A 19,943-nucleotide genomic window follows, 5' to 3' on the forward strand; every position below is an offset into this window, starting at 1 on the left:
TTATAACAGAAGCTGACGATCCAGATCGGCTTCCATCTCAGCCGCTTTATCCCTGATCTCGTCCGGAGTGAGGAGGCCTTTCTCGACTAGTAGCTCTATTAATGTACTGATAGCAAGGAGCTGCCTGTAGTGGTCGTTTTTCATATCGGACACCTGTGAAGCGAGATCAAGGAAATGCCAGCTATATTCCGAAGTTTTCATTGGGAATCCTTCCTTTCTTTACATGAGAATGATGAGAGGAATTTACTTGCTTGTCCGTCCTTATTCTATTACTATTCTAGTCAAAACCTTTATAAACATTCCTATTCTTTTGGACGATTAGTATAGAAGATTAATAAATAGATATGATGGTTAATAGTAGAAGTTTAAAAAGTCAGGATGACTGTTTAAACAACCGCTTAATAGGACTACCAGCAGCGGCATGGGGAATCGGAGATTCCCCTATAATAAGGATGGTGCATGACCATGAGCTTGTTCGATGATGATTTCTACTCTACGCGGGTGAAGAGGCGCTACCGCAATGCCGGAACGGGTTATGATGGCCGACCGGCTAGAGGATACCGCCAAGGGTCAATGTTCCGGGTTGCTTTCATTTCTTCAATGGCCAGCTCTCTGTTGGTTGTGTTACTGTTCGTACTCTTGAATGGCGGAAGCGATGAGAAATCGGAGGCTAAGCCGGCACTGGCTGGCGGACAGTCTCTAGTGGAAACGTCGGAACGGATCATATCCGCCTCGGAGAAAGTGAGACCCGCGGTTGTCAGCATCATTAATTTGACGAATCAAGCCTTGGAAATGCAGGGAGGCGCTGAATTGGGCGCTAATGAGCTTCCCTACAATGCAAGTATGGGTTCGGGCGTTATTTTTCAGAAAAAAGACGGTAAAGCTTACATCATCACGAACGCGCATGTCATCGAGGATGCCGGAGAAGTTCAGGCGGTGCTCGTTAACGGAAATAAGAAGATCGCGAAAATTATCGGTAAAGACGTCGTCACCGATCTCGCGGTATTGCAAGTGGATGCCGATGGGATCGACACGGTCGTGGAAATCGGCAATTCAAGCAAGCTGCGCGTAGGCGAGATGGTCATCGCTATCGGTAATCCTCTGGGTTTCGGGGATTCGTTAACGCAAGGGATCGTTTCTTCAACGAAAAGAATAATACCGATTTCGATTAATCAGGACGGCAATTACGATTGGGAGCAGGAAGTCATTCAGACGGATGCGGCGATCAATCAAGGGAATAGCGGCGGGGCGCTGGTCGACTTGAACGGAAAGCTAGTCGGCATCAACAGTATGAAAGTAGCCGATACGGGCGTCGAAGGCATAGGTTTTGCGATTCCGATCGACAATGCGATGCCGATTATTAACTCGCTTATGGACCAAGGCAAGGTTGTAAGACCGTACATGGGCGTTTATACGGTCGATCTGGACTTGTATCTCGATAGTGCGCAAGCTACGGATGACCCCGATGGCGAAGAGCTTGAAGTGGCGACTCCCGTCGTTCCGGATGGCGTCACGGAAGGGGTTATCGTGCTGGAGTCCGTTGGACCCGCGCTCAATGCGGGATTGAAATTCAACGACATTATCGTGGCTTTGGACAACAAGCCCATCGAGAGCACGATGGATCTACGCAAATACTTGTATAACACCAAAAAAATCGGGGAATCGTTGAAAGTAACGTATTACCGCGATGGGAAGAAAAATACGATTGACGTTAAATTAGAGGAAAAAGCAGAACAACCAGATGAGCGTTAAGCCACCCGTTCATGCAGGGTCAGAAGGGAATTAAACCATGTACTGTGTATGCCGTGAGCATGTCGAGCTCGCGATCGACAAATTTGTAGATGAATACGAAGATGCTCCCGATCTGGTTAGCCTAGGTTCGACGGAGTTTTCGGCTTGGACCGCCCCGGAACATTGCGAATGGTGCGCGAATAAGGCGGAAGTATTGGTGGTTTGATTAAAAGTAGGATATAAGGCCGCATTCCCATATGGATTGCGGTTTTTTGTTATTCTTAGAAGTCTTTGCGGCTTTAAATTGGAATAATTCGTAAGAGGGTTCAAAAAAAGAATAACTTTTTTTACTAAAACCCCGTTGACAGCATTTGGGGGGCGATGGTAAAGTGACAAATATACTTTGATGAACGGAAGGGAGGGTTACGAGATGAGGAACGGAGATCTTAACACGATTAATCTTCGATTTGGCGGAGTAGAAGTTCGGAATGGACGTAACCCTCTAGCGAATAACCACTGACGATCTGGGAGAATGGCGGATTCTCTTAAGATGGCGTGGTAAGGCGCATGGTTACGGAGACGTAATCGTGCGCCTTTTTTATCGCTTTCGGCAGCTAAATCGGTCTTGTGGCCGGTTTCTGCTTCGAAGGCGTCAGAGGATGGGGAACCATTCTCTGGGGCGTATCGCTTACGGCGGTATGCCTTTTTTGTTCTTCATTTAGAAGGGTGTGAACACATAGATATGTTTATCGTATTGAAGAAATTAAGCTGGTTTTTCCGTATGCACTGGAAGAGGTATGCGGTCGCTATCGTGCTCTTGATCATCGTAGGCATTATAGACGTCATTCCTCCCAAGCTCATCGGGGTAGCGATCGATGGCATTCGCCAGGAGACGTTATCGCCAGTTAAGCTAACCGAGCTGCTAGTGTTCTGGATTGCCTTAACGGCTGCCAGTTACGGGCTCAGTTACGTGTGGTTGTATAAGTTGTTCGGCGGCGCGTTCGTGCTGGAGCGTCTTCTAAGATCACGCCTTATGAGGCATCTGTTGAAAATGAACCCCACGTTCTACGAGCGTAATCGTACGGGCGACCTGATGGCTCGCGCAACGAATGATCTTGGAGCCGTGTCGGTAACGGCGGGCTTCGGGATTCTGACGCTTATTGATTCGACCTTGTTCATGTTAACGATTCTCGTGGTGATGGCTGGCTTGATCAGCTGGAAGCTGACGTTAGCCGCAATGCTCCCTCTGCCGATCATGGCGCTGCTCATGCAGCATTTCGGCAAGAAGATCCATGACCGGTTCATGAAATCGCAGGATGCCTTCGGTAACTTGAACGATCAGGTGCTCGAATCGGTATCCGGCGTGCGGGTTATCCGCGCGTTCGTACAGGAGGAAGCAGACCGGAAACGGTTCAGCGATTCCGCAAACAACGTATTCCACAACAATATCCGGGTAGCCAAAATCGATGCGTTGTTCGAACCGACGGTCAAAATATTGGTTGGCCTAAGTTACTTAATCGGGTTATGTTACGGGGCGGTGCTCGTATTCAAAGGGGAAATCACACTTGGGGAAATGGTATCGTTCAACATGTTCCTCGGTATGCTCATCTGGCCGATGTTTGCGATCGGCGAATTGATTAACATCATGCAACGCGGTAACGCCTCGCTGGATCGGATTAATGAAACGCTTGGCGTTAATGCCGACGTAGAAGAAACCGAAGCCCCGGTAGCGCTGGAAGTGCCGGAATCGATAGCGTTCGATAGCGTAACGTTCCGATACCCATCATCGTCCATAGACAACCTTGTTGATATCTCGTTCTCGCTTCGCAGAGGCCAAACCCTCGGCATCGTCGGAAGAACGGGCAGTGGCAAAACCACTCTGCTTAAACAGTTGCTGCGCGAATATCCGATGGGGCAGGGTAATCTGACGGTCGGAGGAGTTTCCCTGAGCGAGCTTGAATTAAATCGGCTTCGGAGCTGGATCGGTTATGTGCCGCAGCAACCGATTCTGTTCAGCAGAACGATCCGCGAGAACATCTGGTTCGGAACGGAAGAGGAAGCCGGCGATGAGGAACGGTTGAATCGTGCGCTAGAGTTGGCCTCGTTCCGCAAGGACGTTGCGTTCTTGTCGGACGGACTGGAGACGCTTGTCGGAGAGAAGGGCGTTGCTTTATCGGGAGGACAGAAACAGCGCGTCAGCATCGCGAGGGCGGTCATCGCCGATCCCGAGATTCTGATGCTCGACGATGCATTGTCCGCGGTAGACGCCAAGACGGAGACCGAAATTTTAGAGGGCATCCGCAGCGAGCGTGCAGGGAAAACAACGATTATTACGACTCATAGATTAACGGCGGTACAACATGCCGACTGGATTCTCGTGCTGGATGAAGGCCGGATCGCGGAGGAAGGCACGCATGAGCAGCTTCTTCAATTAGGTGGCTGGTATAAGGAACAATACGACAGGCAGCAACTCGCTTCCGTAGTAGAAGCATAGTTGCACATAAAGTCTAACAAGAATGAAGGTGACATTAACCATGGGGAATAACGGCAAACGATTGTTTCAATATGCTTTGAATTACAAGAAACCGATTATATTGGCGTTGGTATTACTGCTGCTTGCGGTAGGCGTCGAGCTCATCGGCCCCTTTCTCGCGAAGCGGATGATCGATACGAATATTATGGGGATCGAGAAGCCGTGGTATGAAACGAAGCAAGAAGAGAAGTACGCGGTATCCTACGACGGAGGCTGGTACAAAAGAGAAGACCACTTCTCGGCGGAGGAGGCAAAAGGCCGCGAGGTGCGAGTCCTGCAATCGGGACGAAGCTATTATTTCGTGGATGCCGCAGGCGTTCCTGAGACCGGCAAGCGGACGTTCGAAGGCGGACAGCTTACGATCGAGACGGAAGTGGCAGGGAAGCAGGTATTTCCTGCGCTCAAACTTACCGCGGGCGACACTTATGAATTTTACAAACCGGAGTTTCGGAGCATTATTTTGCTGGCAATCAGCTATGTAGGGTTGCTGTTGATCGGTGCGGTACTTGCCTACTGGCAGAGGCTGTTGTTGCAAGTGTCGGCGAACCGGATCGTTCGCAAGATGCGCAACGATGTGTTCCGGCATATTCAGCGCCTACCGGTGCAGTACTTCGATAATTTGCCGGCGGGTAAAGTCGTGGCTCGGGTTACTAACGATACGGAAGCGATTCGCGAATTGTACGTGTCGGTTCTGGCGAACTTTTTCTCGGGGATTATCTATATTGCCGCTATTATAGGCGCGCTGTTCCTGCTGGATACGAATCTAGCGCTTATTGCATTACCGTTCGTACCGATCTTATATGTCTGGATCGTGGTGTACCGCAAGTTCGCGGCGAAATACAATCACGTCATTCGGTCGCGCCTTAGCGATATTAACGGAATGATCAACGAATCGATTCAAGGAATGCCGATCATTCAAGTGTTCCGTAAAGAAAAGGAAACGATGGCCGAGTTTCACGAGATGAACGACGAGTATTACAAATATCAGAATAAACTACTGACTTTGAACTCCGTCACCTCTCATAACTTAGTTAACGTATTCCGCAACGTGTTATTTATTGCCGTTGTGTGGATGTTCGCCGGAGATTGGCTGGGCACGGCCGTAACGGTCGGCGTTCTGTATGCCTTCATTGATTACATGAACCGGATGATGAATCCGATCGTGGGCATAGTGAACCAATTATCCAACCTGGAGGTTGCCCGCGTATCGGCCGAACGGGTATTCACGCTCCTGGACGAACCGGGAATCGAGGTAGCCGACAGCCGGATGGAGCGGTACCAAGGAAACGTAAACTTCGAGAACGTCTCGTTCGGATACAAACCCGGCGAGGATGTTCTGAAGGACATTACGTTCAGCGCGCGGCAGGGGGAAACCGTAGCTCTAGTCGGCCATACGGGCTCGGGCAAAAGCTCGATTCTGAACTTGCTGTTCCGTTTCTACGATGTGGAGCGGGGAACGATTACGGTCGACGGTATCGACGTAAGAGAACTGACGAAGCAGCAGCTCCGTCAGCATATGGGCATAGTGCTGCAGGATCCATTCTTGTTCACGGGAACGATCGCTTCGAACGTTAGTTTGGATGATCCGTCTATTTCCCGGGAAAAGATAGAGCAGGCGCTTCGCGACGTCGGAGCGTACGACATGTTCATGCAGCTGCCGGGAGGTTTGGACGAACCGGTCATCGAGAAGGGCAGTACGCTATCCGCGGGACAGCGGCAGCTCATCTCGTTCGCGAGAGCGCTAGCGTTCGATCCGGCGATTCTCATCCTGGACGAAGCGACGGCTAGCATCGATACGGAAACGGAAGCGATTATTCAAGCTGCGCTCGACGTGTTGAAGCGCGGGCGGACGACGTTCGTCATCGCCCATAGGCTGTCCACGATCCGGGCGGCCGACCAGATCCTCGTCCTCGATCGGGGACGGATCACGGAGCGGGGCAACCATGAAGAGCTGATGCAGCAGGGCGGAAAGTATTACGCGATGTATCAGCTACAACAAGGCGCAGCCGAGATCGTGGCATAAAAGTTGGGGAAAAGGGGAATCTTGCGGCGAACAGAGCTGCGGGGTTCTCCTTTTGCACGGAGTCAGGAATTACCGGACTGCAGGTGCGAGGAGGGCGGGAAAGGGCGCACCATTTTCTGCATTGGTTGACACCTGAACATTTTGTATAATGAAGACAACAGTAGACTAGGCGGGAAAGACCCCGCGGAAAAGGAAGCCACGCCGACATGACTGATAAGACGATTATTCGCTTCGATAACGTAACGCAAAGGTATGACCGAGACACCGTATTGGACAACGTTAGTTTTGAAATCGAGCGCGGGAAATTTTATACGTTACTTGGTCCATCGGGTTGCGGCAAGACGACCATTTTGCGGCTTATTGCCGGGTTCATTGAACCGTCTGAGGGCCATATTTACTTTAAGGGCAAAGTGATCAACGACGTTCCCGCGGATAAGCGGCAAGTGAATACGGTATTTCAGGATTATGCGCTATTCCCGCATCTGAACGTGTTCGAGAACGTCGCATTCGGCCTGCGGATTAAGAAACTGAAGAATGCCGTCGTTACCGAGAAGGTGAAGGAAGCACTACGGTTCGTCAATCTTAACGGGTACGAGGATCGGGAAATATCCGAGATGTCCGGAGGACAGCGCCAGCGCGTGGCGATAGCCCGGGCGATCGTGAACGAGCCGGAAATTTTGCTGCTCGACGAACCGTTGTCGGCGCTCGACTTGAAGCTTCGTACCGAGATGCAATACGAGCTCAGGGAGCTTCAACGGAGGCTCGGGATTACGTTTATTTTCGTTACGCATGACCAAGAAGAGGCTCTCGCGATGTCGGATGAGATCTTCGTCCTGAACAAAGGAGAAATCCAGCAAAGCGGAACTCCGACGGACATCTACGATGAGCCGATCAACCGGTTCGTGGCCGATTTTATCGGGGAGTCTAATATCGTTCCAGGGCGGATGATCAGCGACTTCCTCGCCGAATTCGCGGGCAAATCGTTCGAATGCGTCGACCAAGGCTTCTCTCCTAACGAGCCGGTCGAGATCATGATCCGTCCGGAGGACTTGGAAATCACGACTCAGGAGCAAGGCAATCTGCTGATCAAGGTCGATAGTCAGCTCTTCCGCGGCGTTCATTACGAGATCAGCGGATATGACGAAGCGGGCAACGAATGGCTAGTGCACTCCACCAAGAAAGCCGTAGTCGGAGAGAGCATCGGTCTTCGGTTTGACCCCGAAGCGATACACGTCATGCGTTTCGGCGAAACGGAAGAAGAGTTCGACAGGCGTTTGGAAGCCTACAGCGATCATGAAGACGAAGCTGTCGGCGGTGGACAAGGCGGTGGGAGCACGCGATGACTAAGACACGCAACCTGTATCTGATCCCTTATGCGGCTTGGATGCTGCTCTTCGTGGCGACACCGATCGTACTGATCGTGTACAACTCCTTCTTCGACGTAGAAGGGAATTTTACGCTAGACAACTTTCAGAAGTTTTTGACGCCCGTCTATTTGCGGATGACGTTCAACTCGTTCTGGTATGCGCTGCTCATCACGGTTTTCTCGTTGCTAGTGGCCTATCCGACGGCGTATTGGCTAACCCGCACGAAGCACAAGCAGCTCTGGCTGCTGCTCATCATCGTGCCTAGCTGGATTAATCTGCTGCTCAAAACATATGCTTTTATCGGCTTGTTCGGCACATACGGGTTCGTTAACGCGATATTCGAATGGGTTGGCATCGGCACGCAGCAAATTTTGTTTACCGACTTCAGCTTCGTGTTCGTATCCGTCTATATCTTTATCCCGTTTATGATCTTACCGATCTATAATGCGCTAGAGGAACTGAATCCTTCGCTGATCTATGCGGCCAGGGATCTAGGTGCTTCCCCTTGGAAAACTTTCCGGCGTGTCGTGTTTCCACTCACGCTTGGCGGCGTGAAGGCGGGCTGCCAGGCGGTATTCATCCCGGCGTTGTCCCTATTTATGATAACGCGGCTAATTGCCGGCAATCGGGTCGTCACGTTAGGTACGGCAATCGAGCAGCATTTCCTCGTCACTCAGGACTGGGGGATGGGCTCCGCGATCGCCGTCCTATTAATTATCGTAATGGCCGTCATCATGATGTTGACGGGTAACCGGGGAGCGAGGAATTCGATCCGATGAAAAAAAACAGCAAGCTCGCCCAGCTCTATCTCGTAGTCGTGTTCTTGGTTCTATACGCCCCGATCCTATACTTAATGTACTACTCGTTCAATAGCGCGGGTACGATGCACGGATTCGATGGGTTTACGCTGGAATGGTACGAGGAAGTATTCCATGATACCCGCCTGTTAATCATCGTATTGAACACGGTTGTCATTGCGTTATTATCTTCGGCGATCTCGACGATTGTTGGCGTAACCGGCGCGCTGGCCATCCAACGGGTACGGAAAAGCAGGCCGCGCAACTCGCTGCTGGCGATGAACAACGTGCTCATCGTGAGCCCGGATGTCATTATCGGAGCGTCGTTCCTGATCTTTTTTACGATGATCGGCATTAAGCTCGGATTTACTTCGGTGCTCCTGTCGCATATCGCGTTCAGCATTCCGATAGTCGTACTCATGGTGCTACCGAAGCTGCAGGAGATGAGTCCGACGTTAATCGACGCGGCCAAGGATCTGGGAGCCAGCGGATGGGGAGTGCTGACCAAAGTCGTGCTGCCGTTCCTTCGTCCAGGTATTTTCACGGGATTTTTCATGGCGCTGACGTATTCGCTCGATGATTTCGCCGTCACTTTCTTCGTCACGGGGAACGGCTATTCAACCTTGTCGGTCGAAATCTACTCGCGGGCGCGCCAAGGAATATCACCGTCCATTAACGCCCTGTCGACTTTGATTTTCTTATTCACGATCACTCTTGTCGTCGGGTACTATTTCTTGAACCGTCGCGGTAGCCGCAAGCCGGAATGGGGGGTTACGCAGCCATGAAGCAGCTAGTCCGACTGTTCGCGGCCGTATTCGTCGTAGCCCTCGGGCTCATGTATTTCACTTCGTATTTGAACTCGTCGCAAGGGTACTCGGGTGCGAATACCCTTACGATATACAATTGGGGGGATTACATCGACCCCGACATTATTGCGGACTTCGAGAAGGAAACCGGGCTTAAAATCATTTACCAGACTTTCGATTCCAATGAAGCGATGATGACGAAGATCGAGCAAGGCGGAACGACGTTCGACATCAGCATCCCATCGGAATACGCCATCAGCAAGATGAAAGAGGAAGGTCTGCTGCTGCCGATCGACCACTCGAAAATTCCGAACCTCGCCAACATCGATCCCCGGTTCATGAATTTGAGCTTCGACCCGGATAATGAATATTCCATCCCGTATTTCTGGGGGACGGTAGGGATCATTTTCAATTCGGAGCTGCTTGGAGGACGGACGTTCACGAGCTGGAACGATTTGTGGAGCGAAGACCTCCGCAACCGTATCCTGTTGGTAGACGGAGCCCGCGAAGTGATGGGCTTCGGGCTGAACAGCCTTAACTATTCGCTTAACGATACGAATGAAGAGCATTTGCAGGAAGCGAAGCGGAAGCTGGGAACGTTGACGCCTAACATTAAAGCGATCGTCGGCGATGAAATCAAGATGCTGCTTGCGGGAGAAGAAGCGGCTGTCGGAGTCGTCTGGTCCGGAGATGCGTCGGAGATCATGGGGGAGAACGAGAAGCTGGATTACGTCATTCCGGAGGAAGGCTCCAACCTGTGGTTCGATAATATGGTCATTCCCAACACCGCGCGGAATATCGAAGGGGCCCATAAGTTCATCAATTTCATGCTGGATCCCGAGATTGCGGCGCGGAATGCGGAATATGTCGGCTACTCGACACCTAACGCCGAAGCTCTTAAGCTGCTCCCCGAGGAGATTTCGCAGGATGAACGCTTCTATCCGAATCCCGAGTTGACGAAGAAGCTGGAAGTGTACGAGAACCTCGGCAAAAAGATGCTATCCCACTACAACGAGCTGTTCTTGGAGTTTAAGATGCATCGAAAATAAATACATGAATTATTCGGTAAAACGAATATGAGTGATAATAGTTCTCAATGTTGGATACAATACTAAGGAACAAAGCAAAAGGCATCCGGTTGGATGCCTTTGCCGTGCAGGATGTGTGGGGCACATCTTAGATTTTCGATTCGAACGTCTTGCAGTCGGTTTCTTCCGAATGGGAAGCCTGCTTGTTCCGATTGTTCACAACGTAGATAGAGGAAGCGTTACAGGCGTTGCCTGGCGCCCAATGCTTACAGGAATTCACTTCGCAGAGCACGTCCTTGGCCATGGCTTATTCACCTCCTTTAAGAGGTAATTCCATAGGATGCAGGGAAACCCTGATCTTCTGGACTCTTACCTCTCACTAGGATGGACGAAGGTAGTTCGTTTATACGTGCAGTAGCCCGCAACCTTCTTGAAAAAGGGGTTTCCGGGCTTTTTTTGCGTTTTTTTGGAATTATTCAGAATCTTTTTGATGTTGTGGCAAATGTTTCAAAGGAAAATTTTATTAAACGTAGAATAGAAAAGAGAATCGAAATTTGTTGAATCGTGCTTGAAATTGTTCGGCGGTACGTTAAAAGGCGATTTAATTAATGAAGGGGGCAAGCGCGCAATGGCAATCGTTGAAGTCGTCAAATTCGATGGACCTGCGGACGTGTTCGCATGGAGATATCCCAATCAAGAGTTGGGAACCTGGACGCAATTGATCGTGAACGAGACTCAGGAAGCGATACTGTTCAAAGGCGGCAAGGCGCTTGATCTGTTCGGAGCGGGCAGGCACACGTTAAGCACGCAAAATATACCGGGACTGCAGACGATCGTAAATCTTCCTTTCGGAGGAAGATCCCCGTTCTCGGCCGAGGTCTGGTACGTCAACAAGATCAACTCTCTCGACGTCAAATGGGGAACGGCGTCTCCGCTGCAGTTGCAAGACCCTAAGTATCAGATTATCGTATCCGTTCGTTCCTTCGGGCAGTTCGGCCTGCAGATCGAGGATTCGCGGAAGTTTCTATTGAAGCTGATCGGAACGATTCCGGTATTCGATAAGGAAGCGATGACGAGACATTTCCGCGGATTGCTAATGATGAACATTAACGAGCTAATCTCGTCGTACTTAGTGTTCAAGAAAATCAGCGTTCTGGAGATTAACGCCTATATTTCGGAAATCTCCAAGCACATCGAGGAACGGATCGGACCTGTTTTCCTGGAATTCGGGATTCGAATTCTTAATTTCTTCGTCGACTCCATCAACATTCCGGATGATGATCCGGCAACCGTGAGGTTAAAGGATGCGCTATCCAAGAAGGCCGAAATGGAAATTCTCGGATACACCTATCAGCAAGAACGGACTTTCGATACGCTAGAAGGCGCCGCGAGGAACGAAGGCAGCGGCAGCGCGAACGTCATGGGAGCGGGAATCGGATTAGGGATGGGGTTCGGAATAGGAGGAGCGGTCGGAAACCAGATGTCGGGCTTGACCAATCAAATGAACATCGCTCCGGCTCCGGCTCCAGCTGCCCCACAATCCGCGGAAGTAGCCTGCAATTCTTGCGGCAAGACTTTTCCCGCAAGCGCCAAGTTCTGTCTGCATTGCGGAGATCCCTATAACGCTTGTCCACAATGCGGCACGGACAATGCCCAAGACGCCGTAAGCTGTTCGAAGTGCAATCATACGATTGGCGGAGTCCCTTGCCGTAATTGCGGCGAAAAGGTTGATCCGGCAGGTAAGTTCTGCGCGAATTGCGGAACGAGCACGAGCTTGAAATGCGGCCAATGCCAGCATGAGGTAAAGCCGGGCCAGAAGTTCTGCCTGGAGTGCGGCAATAAATTGATCGACTAGGAGGCTTGGCATGGATAAGAAAAGGGACTTTGCAAGAATTGTAACCCTTATATACGTACTGGCCATATTCCTTACTTTAGCGGTCATATTCCTGATCGGCTTGCCTTTCTCCCGGACAAGCCACACTTGGATATCATTAGGCGGCCTGATCTTGGCGGAAACCGCGATATATGGTTTAGCGCTGCACTATAGCAGCAACGGGAAGAGATCGTTAATTCCGGGATATTTGGCTTACAGCGTGATAGCCGGACTATATCTGATTGCCGTAATCGTATTCATCATCGTATTTTCGCTGGCGCTCGATATCTCGACCTTCTCTTATGGTCTGCTGCATTTCATCGGATTGGCTCTGGCAGCGATCATGGCGAGCTTGGTCACCCTTTATACGCGGCATGCGGAACAACAGGATGATGAAGTTTCTTCTTCCTCGATACAATGGGTGCCGGATGCGCGACATACGCTTCTTTCCATCAAACAAGAGCTGGAAGGCTGGGACGATGAAGCGGGAAGCGGGCTCTCGAAGGGAATCAAGGAATTGGACGAGAAGATTCGGTATAGCGATCCAACCTCGCATCCGACTCTTACCGGTGAGGAAGAGGATATCCTGAATGGAATTCAATTATTGGCAGGCAAGGTTAGCAAGCTTGTGCAGGCAGAGGTAATGGACGGGGAAGCCGAGAGGCTTGGCAGGGAAATTCGCGATATTTCAAATGGGGTCACGAACAGGAATCAAAGGCTCATTCAATTGAAGGGATAAGTGGGGGAACGTATCTTGACGATAGATCAACCTAGAATTCATGGCGCTATTATTCTGGCGACAATGTTTATTTTTTTCCCGGTGGGGATCGTGTTGTTAATTATTAGGTTTGCGGTGCATTTCAAATATAATCACCTGAGAGCGATGGATTATCGGTTGACGGGACATTCCTTCGTAACCTTCTTCGCGGCGGTTGCGGGCATCATCCTTCTTGCGTCAGCGGGGTCATCTACGATGACCTCGTCCGATGTGACGGCGGTTCTCATCGTCTTCGCCATTGTTCTCGGGCTTCCGGCTTTTGTCTTCTACGTGCTGGGAGCAAGCAGGAAGAAGAAAATGACCAATTTGTACAATTTATATTATAATATCACGACAGCCCAAGGAGTCGATTCGTTGGATCGAATTTCCGAGTTAACGGGCGAGAACGTGCGTAACGTGACCCAGGATCTCAGTTACATGATCGCTTCCGGTAAATTGCTCGGCGCGACGTTAGATCCGGCGAACAGGGTAGTTAAGCTCAGTGGCCGCACGGGATCATCATCGGGAACCCCTGCCACGGCGACGAGAAGCGAGATTGTCGTGAATGGACCGAGAGGATCGGCAAGCCCGGTTGCTACTCAGCCGATTACTTGCTCCGGATGCGGTTCCGCCTCCCGCGTCGTTCCGGGCGAGTCCAAGGATTGCGAGTTTTGCGGGAATGTCTTGTTCGTTCCGGCATGATCTGGATCATAGGAGTTGGAGAGTAAAACCCGCGTAGCGTGATTAATTAAACGCTTACGCGGGTTTTGTCTTATGCGGAATACGGGTAACAGTACATGTCGCTTGCCCGGATGTGGTAGGATAGAGGGTAATGGCCTAAGAATCGGATCGGATGCGTTGGGTTTGGGTTTAGTGAGCCAATGAAACAGGGAATATAGGATGGAGTGGATCAAGTGACGGATTTTGCGGGATTAGGCGTGTCAGAGGGCCGTGTTGCGATACTAAAAGAGATGGGGATCGTAACGCCGACGCCGGTGCAGGAGGAAACGATTCCGATCGTGAAGGCTGGTCATGACGTCATCAGCCAAGCACAGACGGGGACAGGGAAAACGTTGGCGTTCGTGCTGCCGATGCTCGATAAGATCAGGACGGACGTGCCTCAGGTGCAGGGGCTGATCGTAACGCCTACGCGGGAGCTGGCGATACAGATAACGGCGGAGATTAAGAAGCTGCTGACGCGGGAAGACGGAATCAAGGTTCTGGCCGTGTACGGAGGACAGGACGTTGAAGCTCAGCTACACAAACTGAAGGGCGATATGCATATGATCGTAGCGACGCCGGGAAGGCTGCTCGATCATCTGCGTCGGGAAACGATTAAGCTGGACGGCGTGAAAATGCTCGTGTTGGACGAAGCGGATCAGATGCTTCACATGGGATTCTTGAAGGAAGTCGAGGAGATTCTTCGGCAGACTCCATATAAGAAGCAAGCGATGCTGTTCTCGGCTACGATGCCGGCATCGATTCGGGAAATGGCCGGAAGAATTCTTCGTAATCCGCAGCACGTTACGGTCAAGACCGAGCGCGTAACGGTGAAGGATATTCGCCAATGGGTGGTGGAAACATCCGACCGGAACAAGCAGGACACTTTGGTGAACTTGCTTGAAGCGACTCAGCCTTATTTGAGCATTATTTTCTGCCGGACGAAGCGGCGGGCGAATACGTTGAACGTGGCTTTGCAGGAGATGGGTTATTCGTCGGATGAGCTGCATGGCGATCTGTCCCAAATGAAGCGGGAACAAGTCATGAAACGGTTCCGCGACGCGAGGCTGCAATTGCTGGTCGCAACGGATGTCGCGGCTCGCGGGTTGGACGTGGAAGGCGTGACCCATGTATTCAACTACGATGTCCCGTTGGATGTGGAGAGTTATATTCATCGGATCGGCCGGACAGGGCGCGCGGGCGAGAAAGGTTTAGCGATCACGTTGATCGCGCCGAAAGACCGCCGCGAGCTAGCGGATATCGAGAATGGGATTCAGATGACGATGGAGCGCAGAAGCGAAGAGGGTGCATCTCTTGGCGGAGGCGGACTGGAAGGCACGCGAAGCAGCGGCGGGCTTGGCCGTGACGGCGGTGGCCGTTCACGCGGGAGCAGCACGGGCGCGGCGAAAGGCCGGAGCATTAGCGCGAGTAAAGCGCGTGGCGGAGCTGGCGGCGGACGCGGTGGCGATAAGCGGCGCGGTGCTCCAGCTGCGAAGCCGGGCATGGGCAACCGCTCGAGCACGGGCGAGTGGGTAGATCGCGGGCAGAGCAGAGATGCGGTGAAGGCTGGGCGCAGCGGCCGGTCAACGACGACGGATGCGTCATCGTCGGCAGCGGATGAGGCGATCGGATTTACGTTCCGCGAGCGCGGAGAACGCGACGGGTTCTCGGGCGGCAGAGGAAATGCGGGAGCTGGGCGGAAGCCGGCCGGCGAGCGTGGCGGTTTCGGACGTGCTGCTGGCACGGGCCGATCGGGGAGTTCCGACCGCTCAACGGGCGGCTTTGGGCGTTCGGCGGATGAACGCGGGGCGGGTCGCCCAGGCTCCGGCGGCGGATCGAGCAGGCGGAATTCCGCCGAGCGATTGTCCGAGCGGGCAGCGGAGAACGCTAGGTTCGACCGCAATGGAGAAGGTCGCGGCGGGGCTGGCGGACGTTCTGGCGCAGGCGGATTCAGCGGCGGCGGTGCCAAAGGCGGTCGCAAGACCGAATCGCGCGGGGCAAGCAGCTTCGGTGGCGGGCGATCGTCCGGGCCGAAGAGCGGCGGCGGCGGATTCGGCGGCGGCAAGGGCGGTAGCTTTAAAGGTGCCAAAGGGCCTTCCGGCGGAGGCGGCCGTGGCGGTCGCGGATCATCTCGCGGCAGATAGACAATAGGAATAGCGGTCTCGGCTTCGGAATAGAAGCTGGAGGCCGTTTTTTTATGAAATTTGAGCTTTTCTTGTAAATAAGAACATGACAACGTGTTTAGTTAGGCTTCACCCAAACGGACACAGATGACCTTATTTGTGAATTTTGAGGGTCGAATCGCTTTCAAACGGACACAGATGACCTTATTTGCTCGTAATGGCTCCAAAACGCATGAATTGGTGTGAAATAAGGTCTGTAGTGTCCGTAAGCAACCAGCAACTGTGGTTTATTCAGCCAATAAGGTCTCTGGTGTCCGTTCTTCAAGTACCCGTCTTTATTATGGGTTTCTATAAGACTAGTTAAAGATTATCTAAAAAAACCGATCTCCCAACAATCCCCTGAATTTACATGGTATATTTATGAATGTCGAACTTTGTGACTATATGTAGTTCTTTTGACCTGTTTTACGAGGGAGCTAATATAGCACAATGTTACTATTTTTTTATCGGAGGGTCCGTACATTGAAGTTCAGTCAAATCTTCAGTCAGAAAGCTTTTGCAGTATTTCTTTCCCTGTGCATCGTGCTGTCCTCATTCGGAACAGCATTCGCTGCTGAAACGTCGGAGAAGTCCGTAGGCAACGACATCAAAGGGCATTGGGCCGAGTCGGTCATGAAATCATGGCTCGAAAAAGGATACATTAACGGTTACAAGGATGGTTCTCTTAAACCGGACAGTCAAATTACCAGAGCGGAATTCGCGAGCTTCGTGAACAGAGCGAACTCATTTACACAACAAGCGGCAATTAGCTTTAAGGACGTATCCGCGAAGGATTGGTACTACGCGGATGTGGCAAAAGCGAAAGCGGCGGGTTATATAAACGGTTATCCAGACAAAACCTTCAAGCCTAAGAAGACGATTACGCGTCTAGAGACGGCCATTATCGTGGCCAAGCTCCAGAAGCTAGGCTCATCGAAAAGCGCCGATAAATTGAAGGATACGGCTGGTCTGTCCGCGCAGAGCAAGTCCGCGATCGGCGCCGTCATCGACGCGGGATACATGAACGCGAGCAATGGGAAATTCCGTCCTCAGGATAGTTTAACGAGAGCGGAAGCCGTGGCGGTCATCGACCGCGCCGTACCGAAACAAAACTTCGCCAAGATTTATGACAAAGCGGGAGAATACGGCTCTAAAGATGCAACGGAAACCATCAAAGGCTCGGCAACCGTTACGGTTTCCGGCGTAACCTTGAACAATATCGTGATTGAAGGCAACCTGGTCTTAGCGGCCGGCATCGGCGAAGGCGATGTTTTCCTTAAGAACGTGACCGTCAAGGGCAAGACGATTATTAACGGCGGCGGCAAGAACAGTATTCACATTACGGATTCCGTACTCTTAACGGTAATCGTCGATAAGAAAGATGGCAGTATCCGCATCGTTGCGGAAGGTTCGACGACAGTTGAACAGATCACGCTTCAATCCGGAGCGCGGTTGGAAGAATCCCAATTGACCGGCAGCGGTTTCGGGGATCTTGTGTTGTCTCAAGCGATTCCGGCTAACGCGGAAGTCACTCTATCCGGTAGATTCGAGACGGTTGACGTTATCGCGACGTCTCTTCAGATCAATCTGGAAGAAGGCTCGATTGCCGAACTATTAGTCGGACAATCCGCTACTAATACGAACCTGAGCGTTGGATCCGGCGCTAATATCGTCTCTTTGATCCTTAATGCTCTTACTAATGTTTCCGGCCAAGGCTCGATTGGGACGGCTACTATTAATGCTGAAGGTTCAACGATTGCCCAGAGGCCAAATAACGTCATTGTCGGCAACGGAGTCCATGCAACCGTTAACGGCCAGACGACAACTAACACTAGCTCAAACAGCGGGTCCGGCGGCGGTGGATCTAGCTCTTCCGGCGGGTCTACCCCTAGTACAACCGTATATGGTTTCTCGGGTACGATCATCGATGCGAACCACCAACCGGTAGCGGGCGTAATTATCAAGTTCCGCAAAGGACTTGGAAATGCAACGGGCGAGGTTGTTGCTACAGCGGAAACGAACGCGACCGGTAAATATTCGGTTACGGTCAGCCCTGGCGTTTATTATGGCGAAGTCGTAAAAGCCGGATATCTGAAAACTTATGTCGTAGGAGTTTCGTTATCCGCAGGCGGTTACAATCCTGGACAAAATGCCACGATCGTAACGGTTCCTCAAGAGCAAGAAATTCGTATCGTGTTAAGCTGGGGAGAAAATCCGCGGGATGAAGATTCGCATTTGTTGGGACCAAGCCCGGCGGGTGGCGTTTACCACACGTGGTATAATCAAAAAGAACATGTCGTGGACGGCGTGAAGATTGCGGATTTGGATATCGACGATGTAGAAAGCTACGGACCTGAAACGACGACGATCCGTCAACGCGTTAACGGGAACTATCAGTTCTACGTTCATCATTATGCAGGTATCAGCACGCTCCGCAAATCCGGGGCCAAAGTAGAAGTATATGTTGGAGCGGCAACGACGCCAACGAAGACTTACCTTATTCCTACCGGCGATGGGGACGAAAGATACTGGGATGTTTTCCAAATGAATATCGACGGTGCGAACATTACGTTCACGGAACGGAACGTGATGACGATTACCGCTCCGGAGATGACGGACTCCGGCATAAGCAGACAGCCATTGGCTAGCGAAGTAACTTACGAGAATAACTACGGCGCTAACGATGTACTGACGGTTAACAATCTTTCCGATACGGATGTCGTGTATTATTACAAAGCCGATCAGACCTCGTATAACTCTGTTCCCGTTGCACCCGGCGATGATAGCATCGTCATCTCCAACGAGGATTTCGGGACCAATGGAAGTACGATTCAGGTTGCGGTCAAAAGTGTTGGTAAAGCGCTGAGCTCTCAGCTTTCCGTTGCTGTAGCATCCGAAGCAGCATACGCGGCTAGCCAAGCCAATAAATTCATTGATTTTGAGGTGTGGGACGATACTTCGGTGAACGATGCTGTTTACTTAAACACAGTTGACGGGATATTGGGCTCCATGACCGACTTCCGTATTACGAACTTGGAATCCGTAACCGTAACAGGTGCCACGTATTTGCAAATCGCGGGCGATTCATCTTGGATGAAGCTTACCGCGTTTAATACTTCGGATGCGTCTATCGAGTATAAAGCAACGATCGAAGTTTCGGTTGGGGGGCACAATCCTCAAACGAAAGTCGTATCGATCTGGTTACCGACGGTAGAGGTGGCGCTTCTAAATGCGGTTAATTATGCCGAAGGAATTGCAAATCCGATTCCTGGGACGTCGTTAGTTACGCGAATTCAGGAAGCGCGAAGCGTTTTAAATAACCCGAATGCATCCAAACAAGATTATATAGATGCCCTCACGGAATTATTGACTGCGATAAAAGCCGCGACTCCGCACCTATAAACAGATAGACATAGAAACGACTCCCGTTAGTTAATAACGGGAGTCGTTTTTTTTCTCGTTTCAAGGCTCTAGCTTTAACCCCGCGGTCGCGAGAGGTCCGTGATTGAAAATGCGCACTAAGATAAGACTTAACTCTTGCGGGGTTTCATTCATCCCCGTCTGTATCCAGTGCATGACCAATCCAAGATTAGCGGAAGCGATATAGGAGATTAAATAGTCCATCGGTACGAGGAAACCGTCTCCATTGGGCTTATAGTAATTCATTTTGCTGAAAATATGGCTAATCATTAAATCCTTATACTGTGTCATGTATGCAGGATCGCCTTTAGGGCCGAACATGAGCTTGAAAAAAGGAGCGTTACGGGCGATTTCTTCGAAAAGCTCAACCATTCTTGGATAGGGTTCATCCTTGCGGGCATATTCGGATAATTCCATGACGTCTAATTGGCGTACTCTGCTTCGGATGAGATCGAATGTTTCTTCTTTCCATTGCTCAAGCATGTCGGCGACATCCCGGTAGTGCAGGTAGAAAGTTCCTCGGTTAATGCCGGCCCGGTTTGAAATATCGGTGACCGTAACCGCTTCTGCACCCTTTTCCTGAAGAAGTTCAATAAGCGCGCCATGTAGCAGCTGCTGCGTACGGACCTTTCGACGATCTATTTTATCTGACATCGGGGCATCTCCTTCGATTCCATGGAGTAGATAATAAACAGAAGCTTGTTCGGGTGATGGTTAATGAACAAA

Annotated in this window: 16 protein-coding genes; 13 read left to right on the top strand and 3 right to left on the bottom strand. The window is 51.2% G+C overall.

What is annotated here, in order from left to right:
- Complete coding sequence (locus tag L3D05_RS07750) at positions 1-201, bottom strand: nitrile hydratase subunit beta (RefSeq protein ID WP_239615450.1); 201 nt, start codon at positions 199-201, stop codon at positions 1-3.
- A 264-nt stretch (positions 202-465) separates the two neighbouring features.
- Between L3D05_RS07750 and L3D05_RS07755 the strand changes: the two genes are divergently transcribed.
- From L3D05_RS07755 to L3D05_RS07790, 8 genes are all read left to right on the top strand, one after another.
- Positions 466-1,752, top strand: coding sequence for a S1C family serine protease (locus L3D05_RS07755; protein ID WP_239615451.1), 1,287 nt, complete (start codon positions 466-468; stop codon positions 1,750-1,752).
- 37 nt (positions 1,753-1,789) lie between these two features.
- Positions 1,790-1,957 (top strand): CxxH/CxxC protein, encoded by a 168-nt coding sequence (locus L3D05_RS07760; protein ID WP_239615452.1) that lies wholly within the window; start codon positions 1,790-1,792, stop codon positions 1,955-1,957.
- Between the two features lie 516 nt (positions 1,958-2,473).
- Positions 2,474-4,225, top strand: a complete 1,752-nt coding sequence (locus tag L3D05_RS07765) for an ABC transporter ATP-binding protein (protein WP_239615453.1) — start codon at positions 2,474-2,476, stop codon at positions 4,223-4,225.
- 40 nt (positions 4,226-4,265) lie between these two features.
- Positions 4,266-6,287 carry an ABC transporter ATP-binding protein gene (locus tag L3D05_RS07770; RefSeq protein ID WP_239615454.1) on the top strand — a complete coding sequence of 674 codons (2,022 nt, stop codon included), beginning with the start codon at positions 4,266-4,268 and terminating at the stop codon, positions 6,285-6,287.
- Positions 6,288-6,493: 206 nt separating this feature from the next.
- Positions 6,494-7,630, top strand: coding sequence for an ABC transporter ATP-binding protein (locus L3D05_RS07775; protein ID WP_239615455.1), 1,137 nt, complete (start codon positions 6,494-6,496; stop codon positions 7,628-7,630).
- Positions 7,627-8,433, top strand: coding sequence for an ABC transporter permease (locus L3D05_RS07780; RefSeq protein ID WP_239615456.1), 807 nt, complete (start codon positions 7,627-7,629; stop codon positions 8,431-8,433). The genes L3D05_RS07775 and L3D05_RS07780 overlap by 4 nt, the downstream gene beginning before the upstream one ends.
- Positions 8,430-9,236, top strand: a complete 807-nt coding sequence (locus L3D05_RS07785) for an ABC transporter permease (RefSeq protein WP_239615457.1) — start codon at positions 8,430-8,432, stop codon at positions 9,234-9,236. The genes L3D05_RS07780 and L3D05_RS07785 overlap by 4 nt, the downstream gene beginning before the upstream one ends.
- Positions 9,233-10,306, top strand: coding sequence for an ABC transporter substrate-binding protein (locus L3D05_RS07790; protein ID WP_239615458.1), 1,074 nt, complete (start codon positions 9,233-9,235; stop codon positions 10,304-10,306). The genes L3D05_RS07785 and L3D05_RS07790 overlap by 4 nt, the downstream gene beginning before the upstream one ends.
- A gap of 127 nt (positions 10,307-10,433) precedes the next feature.
- Here the strand turns inward: L3D05_RS07790 and L3D05_RS07795 are convergent, their stop codons facing one another.
- Positions 10,434-10,589 (bottom strand): DUF1540 domain-containing protein, encoded by a 156-nt coding sequence (locus tag L3D05_RS07795; RefSeq protein WP_169281968.1) that lies wholly within the window; start codon positions 10,587-10,589, stop codon positions 10,434-10,436.
- A 324-nt stretch (positions 10,590-10,913) separates the two neighbouring features.
- Here L3D05_RS07795 and L3D05_RS07800 point away from each other — a divergent pair, with 324 nt between their 5' ends.
- The 5 genes from L3D05_RS07800 (at position 10,914) to L3D05_RS07820 (ending at position 19,199) form a co-directional block, all read left to right on the top strand.
- Positions 10,914-12,140: an SPFH domain-containing protein gene (locus tag L3D05_RS07800; RefSeq protein WP_239615459.1), complete on the top strand. Its 1,227-nt coding sequence runs from the start codon at positions 10,914-10,916 to the stop codon at positions 12,138-12,140.
- A 10-nt stretch (positions 12,141-12,150) separates the two neighbouring features.
- Positions 12,151-12,897: a hypothetical protein gene (locus L3D05_RS07805; RefSeq protein ID WP_239615460.1), complete on the top strand. Its 747-nt coding sequence runs from the start codon at positions 12,151-12,153 to the stop codon at positions 12,895-12,897.
- A gap of 15 nt (positions 12,898-12,912) precedes the next feature.
- Entirely contained in the window at positions 12,913-13,617 is a 705-nt protein-coding gene (locus tag L3D05_RS07810; protein WP_239615461.1) for a hypothetical protein, read from the top strand.
- A gap of 212 nt (positions 13,618-13,829) precedes the next feature.
- Positions 13,830-15,779: a DEAD/DEAH box helicase gene (locus L3D05_RS07815; RefSeq protein ID WP_239615462.1), complete on the top strand. Its 1,950-nt coding sequence runs from the start codon at positions 13,830-13,832 to the stop codon at positions 15,777-15,779.
- A gap of 501 nt (positions 15,780-16,280) precedes the next feature.
- Positions 16,281-19,199, top strand: coding sequence for an S-layer homology domain-containing protein (locus L3D05_RS07820; protein WP_239615463.1), 2,919 nt, complete (start codon positions 16,281-16,283; stop codon positions 19,197-19,199).
- A gap of 60 nt (positions 19,200-19,259) precedes the next feature.
- Here the strand turns inward: L3D05_RS07820 and L3D05_RS07825 are convergent, their stop codons facing one another.
- Positions 19,260-19,871 (bottom strand): TetR/AcrR family transcriptional regulator, encoded by a 612-nt coding sequence (locus tag L3D05_RS07825; RefSeq protein ID WP_239615464.1) that lies wholly within the window; start codon positions 19,869-19,871, stop codon positions 19,260-19,262.
- Positions 19,872-19,943: the final 72 nt, after the last annotated feature.

Origin of the sequence: Cohnella mopanensis (genome assembly GCF_022352055.1) — a bacterium.
Classification (GTDB): Bacteria; Bacillota; Bacilli; order Paenibacillales; family Paenibacillaceae; genus Cohnella; species Cohnella mopanensis.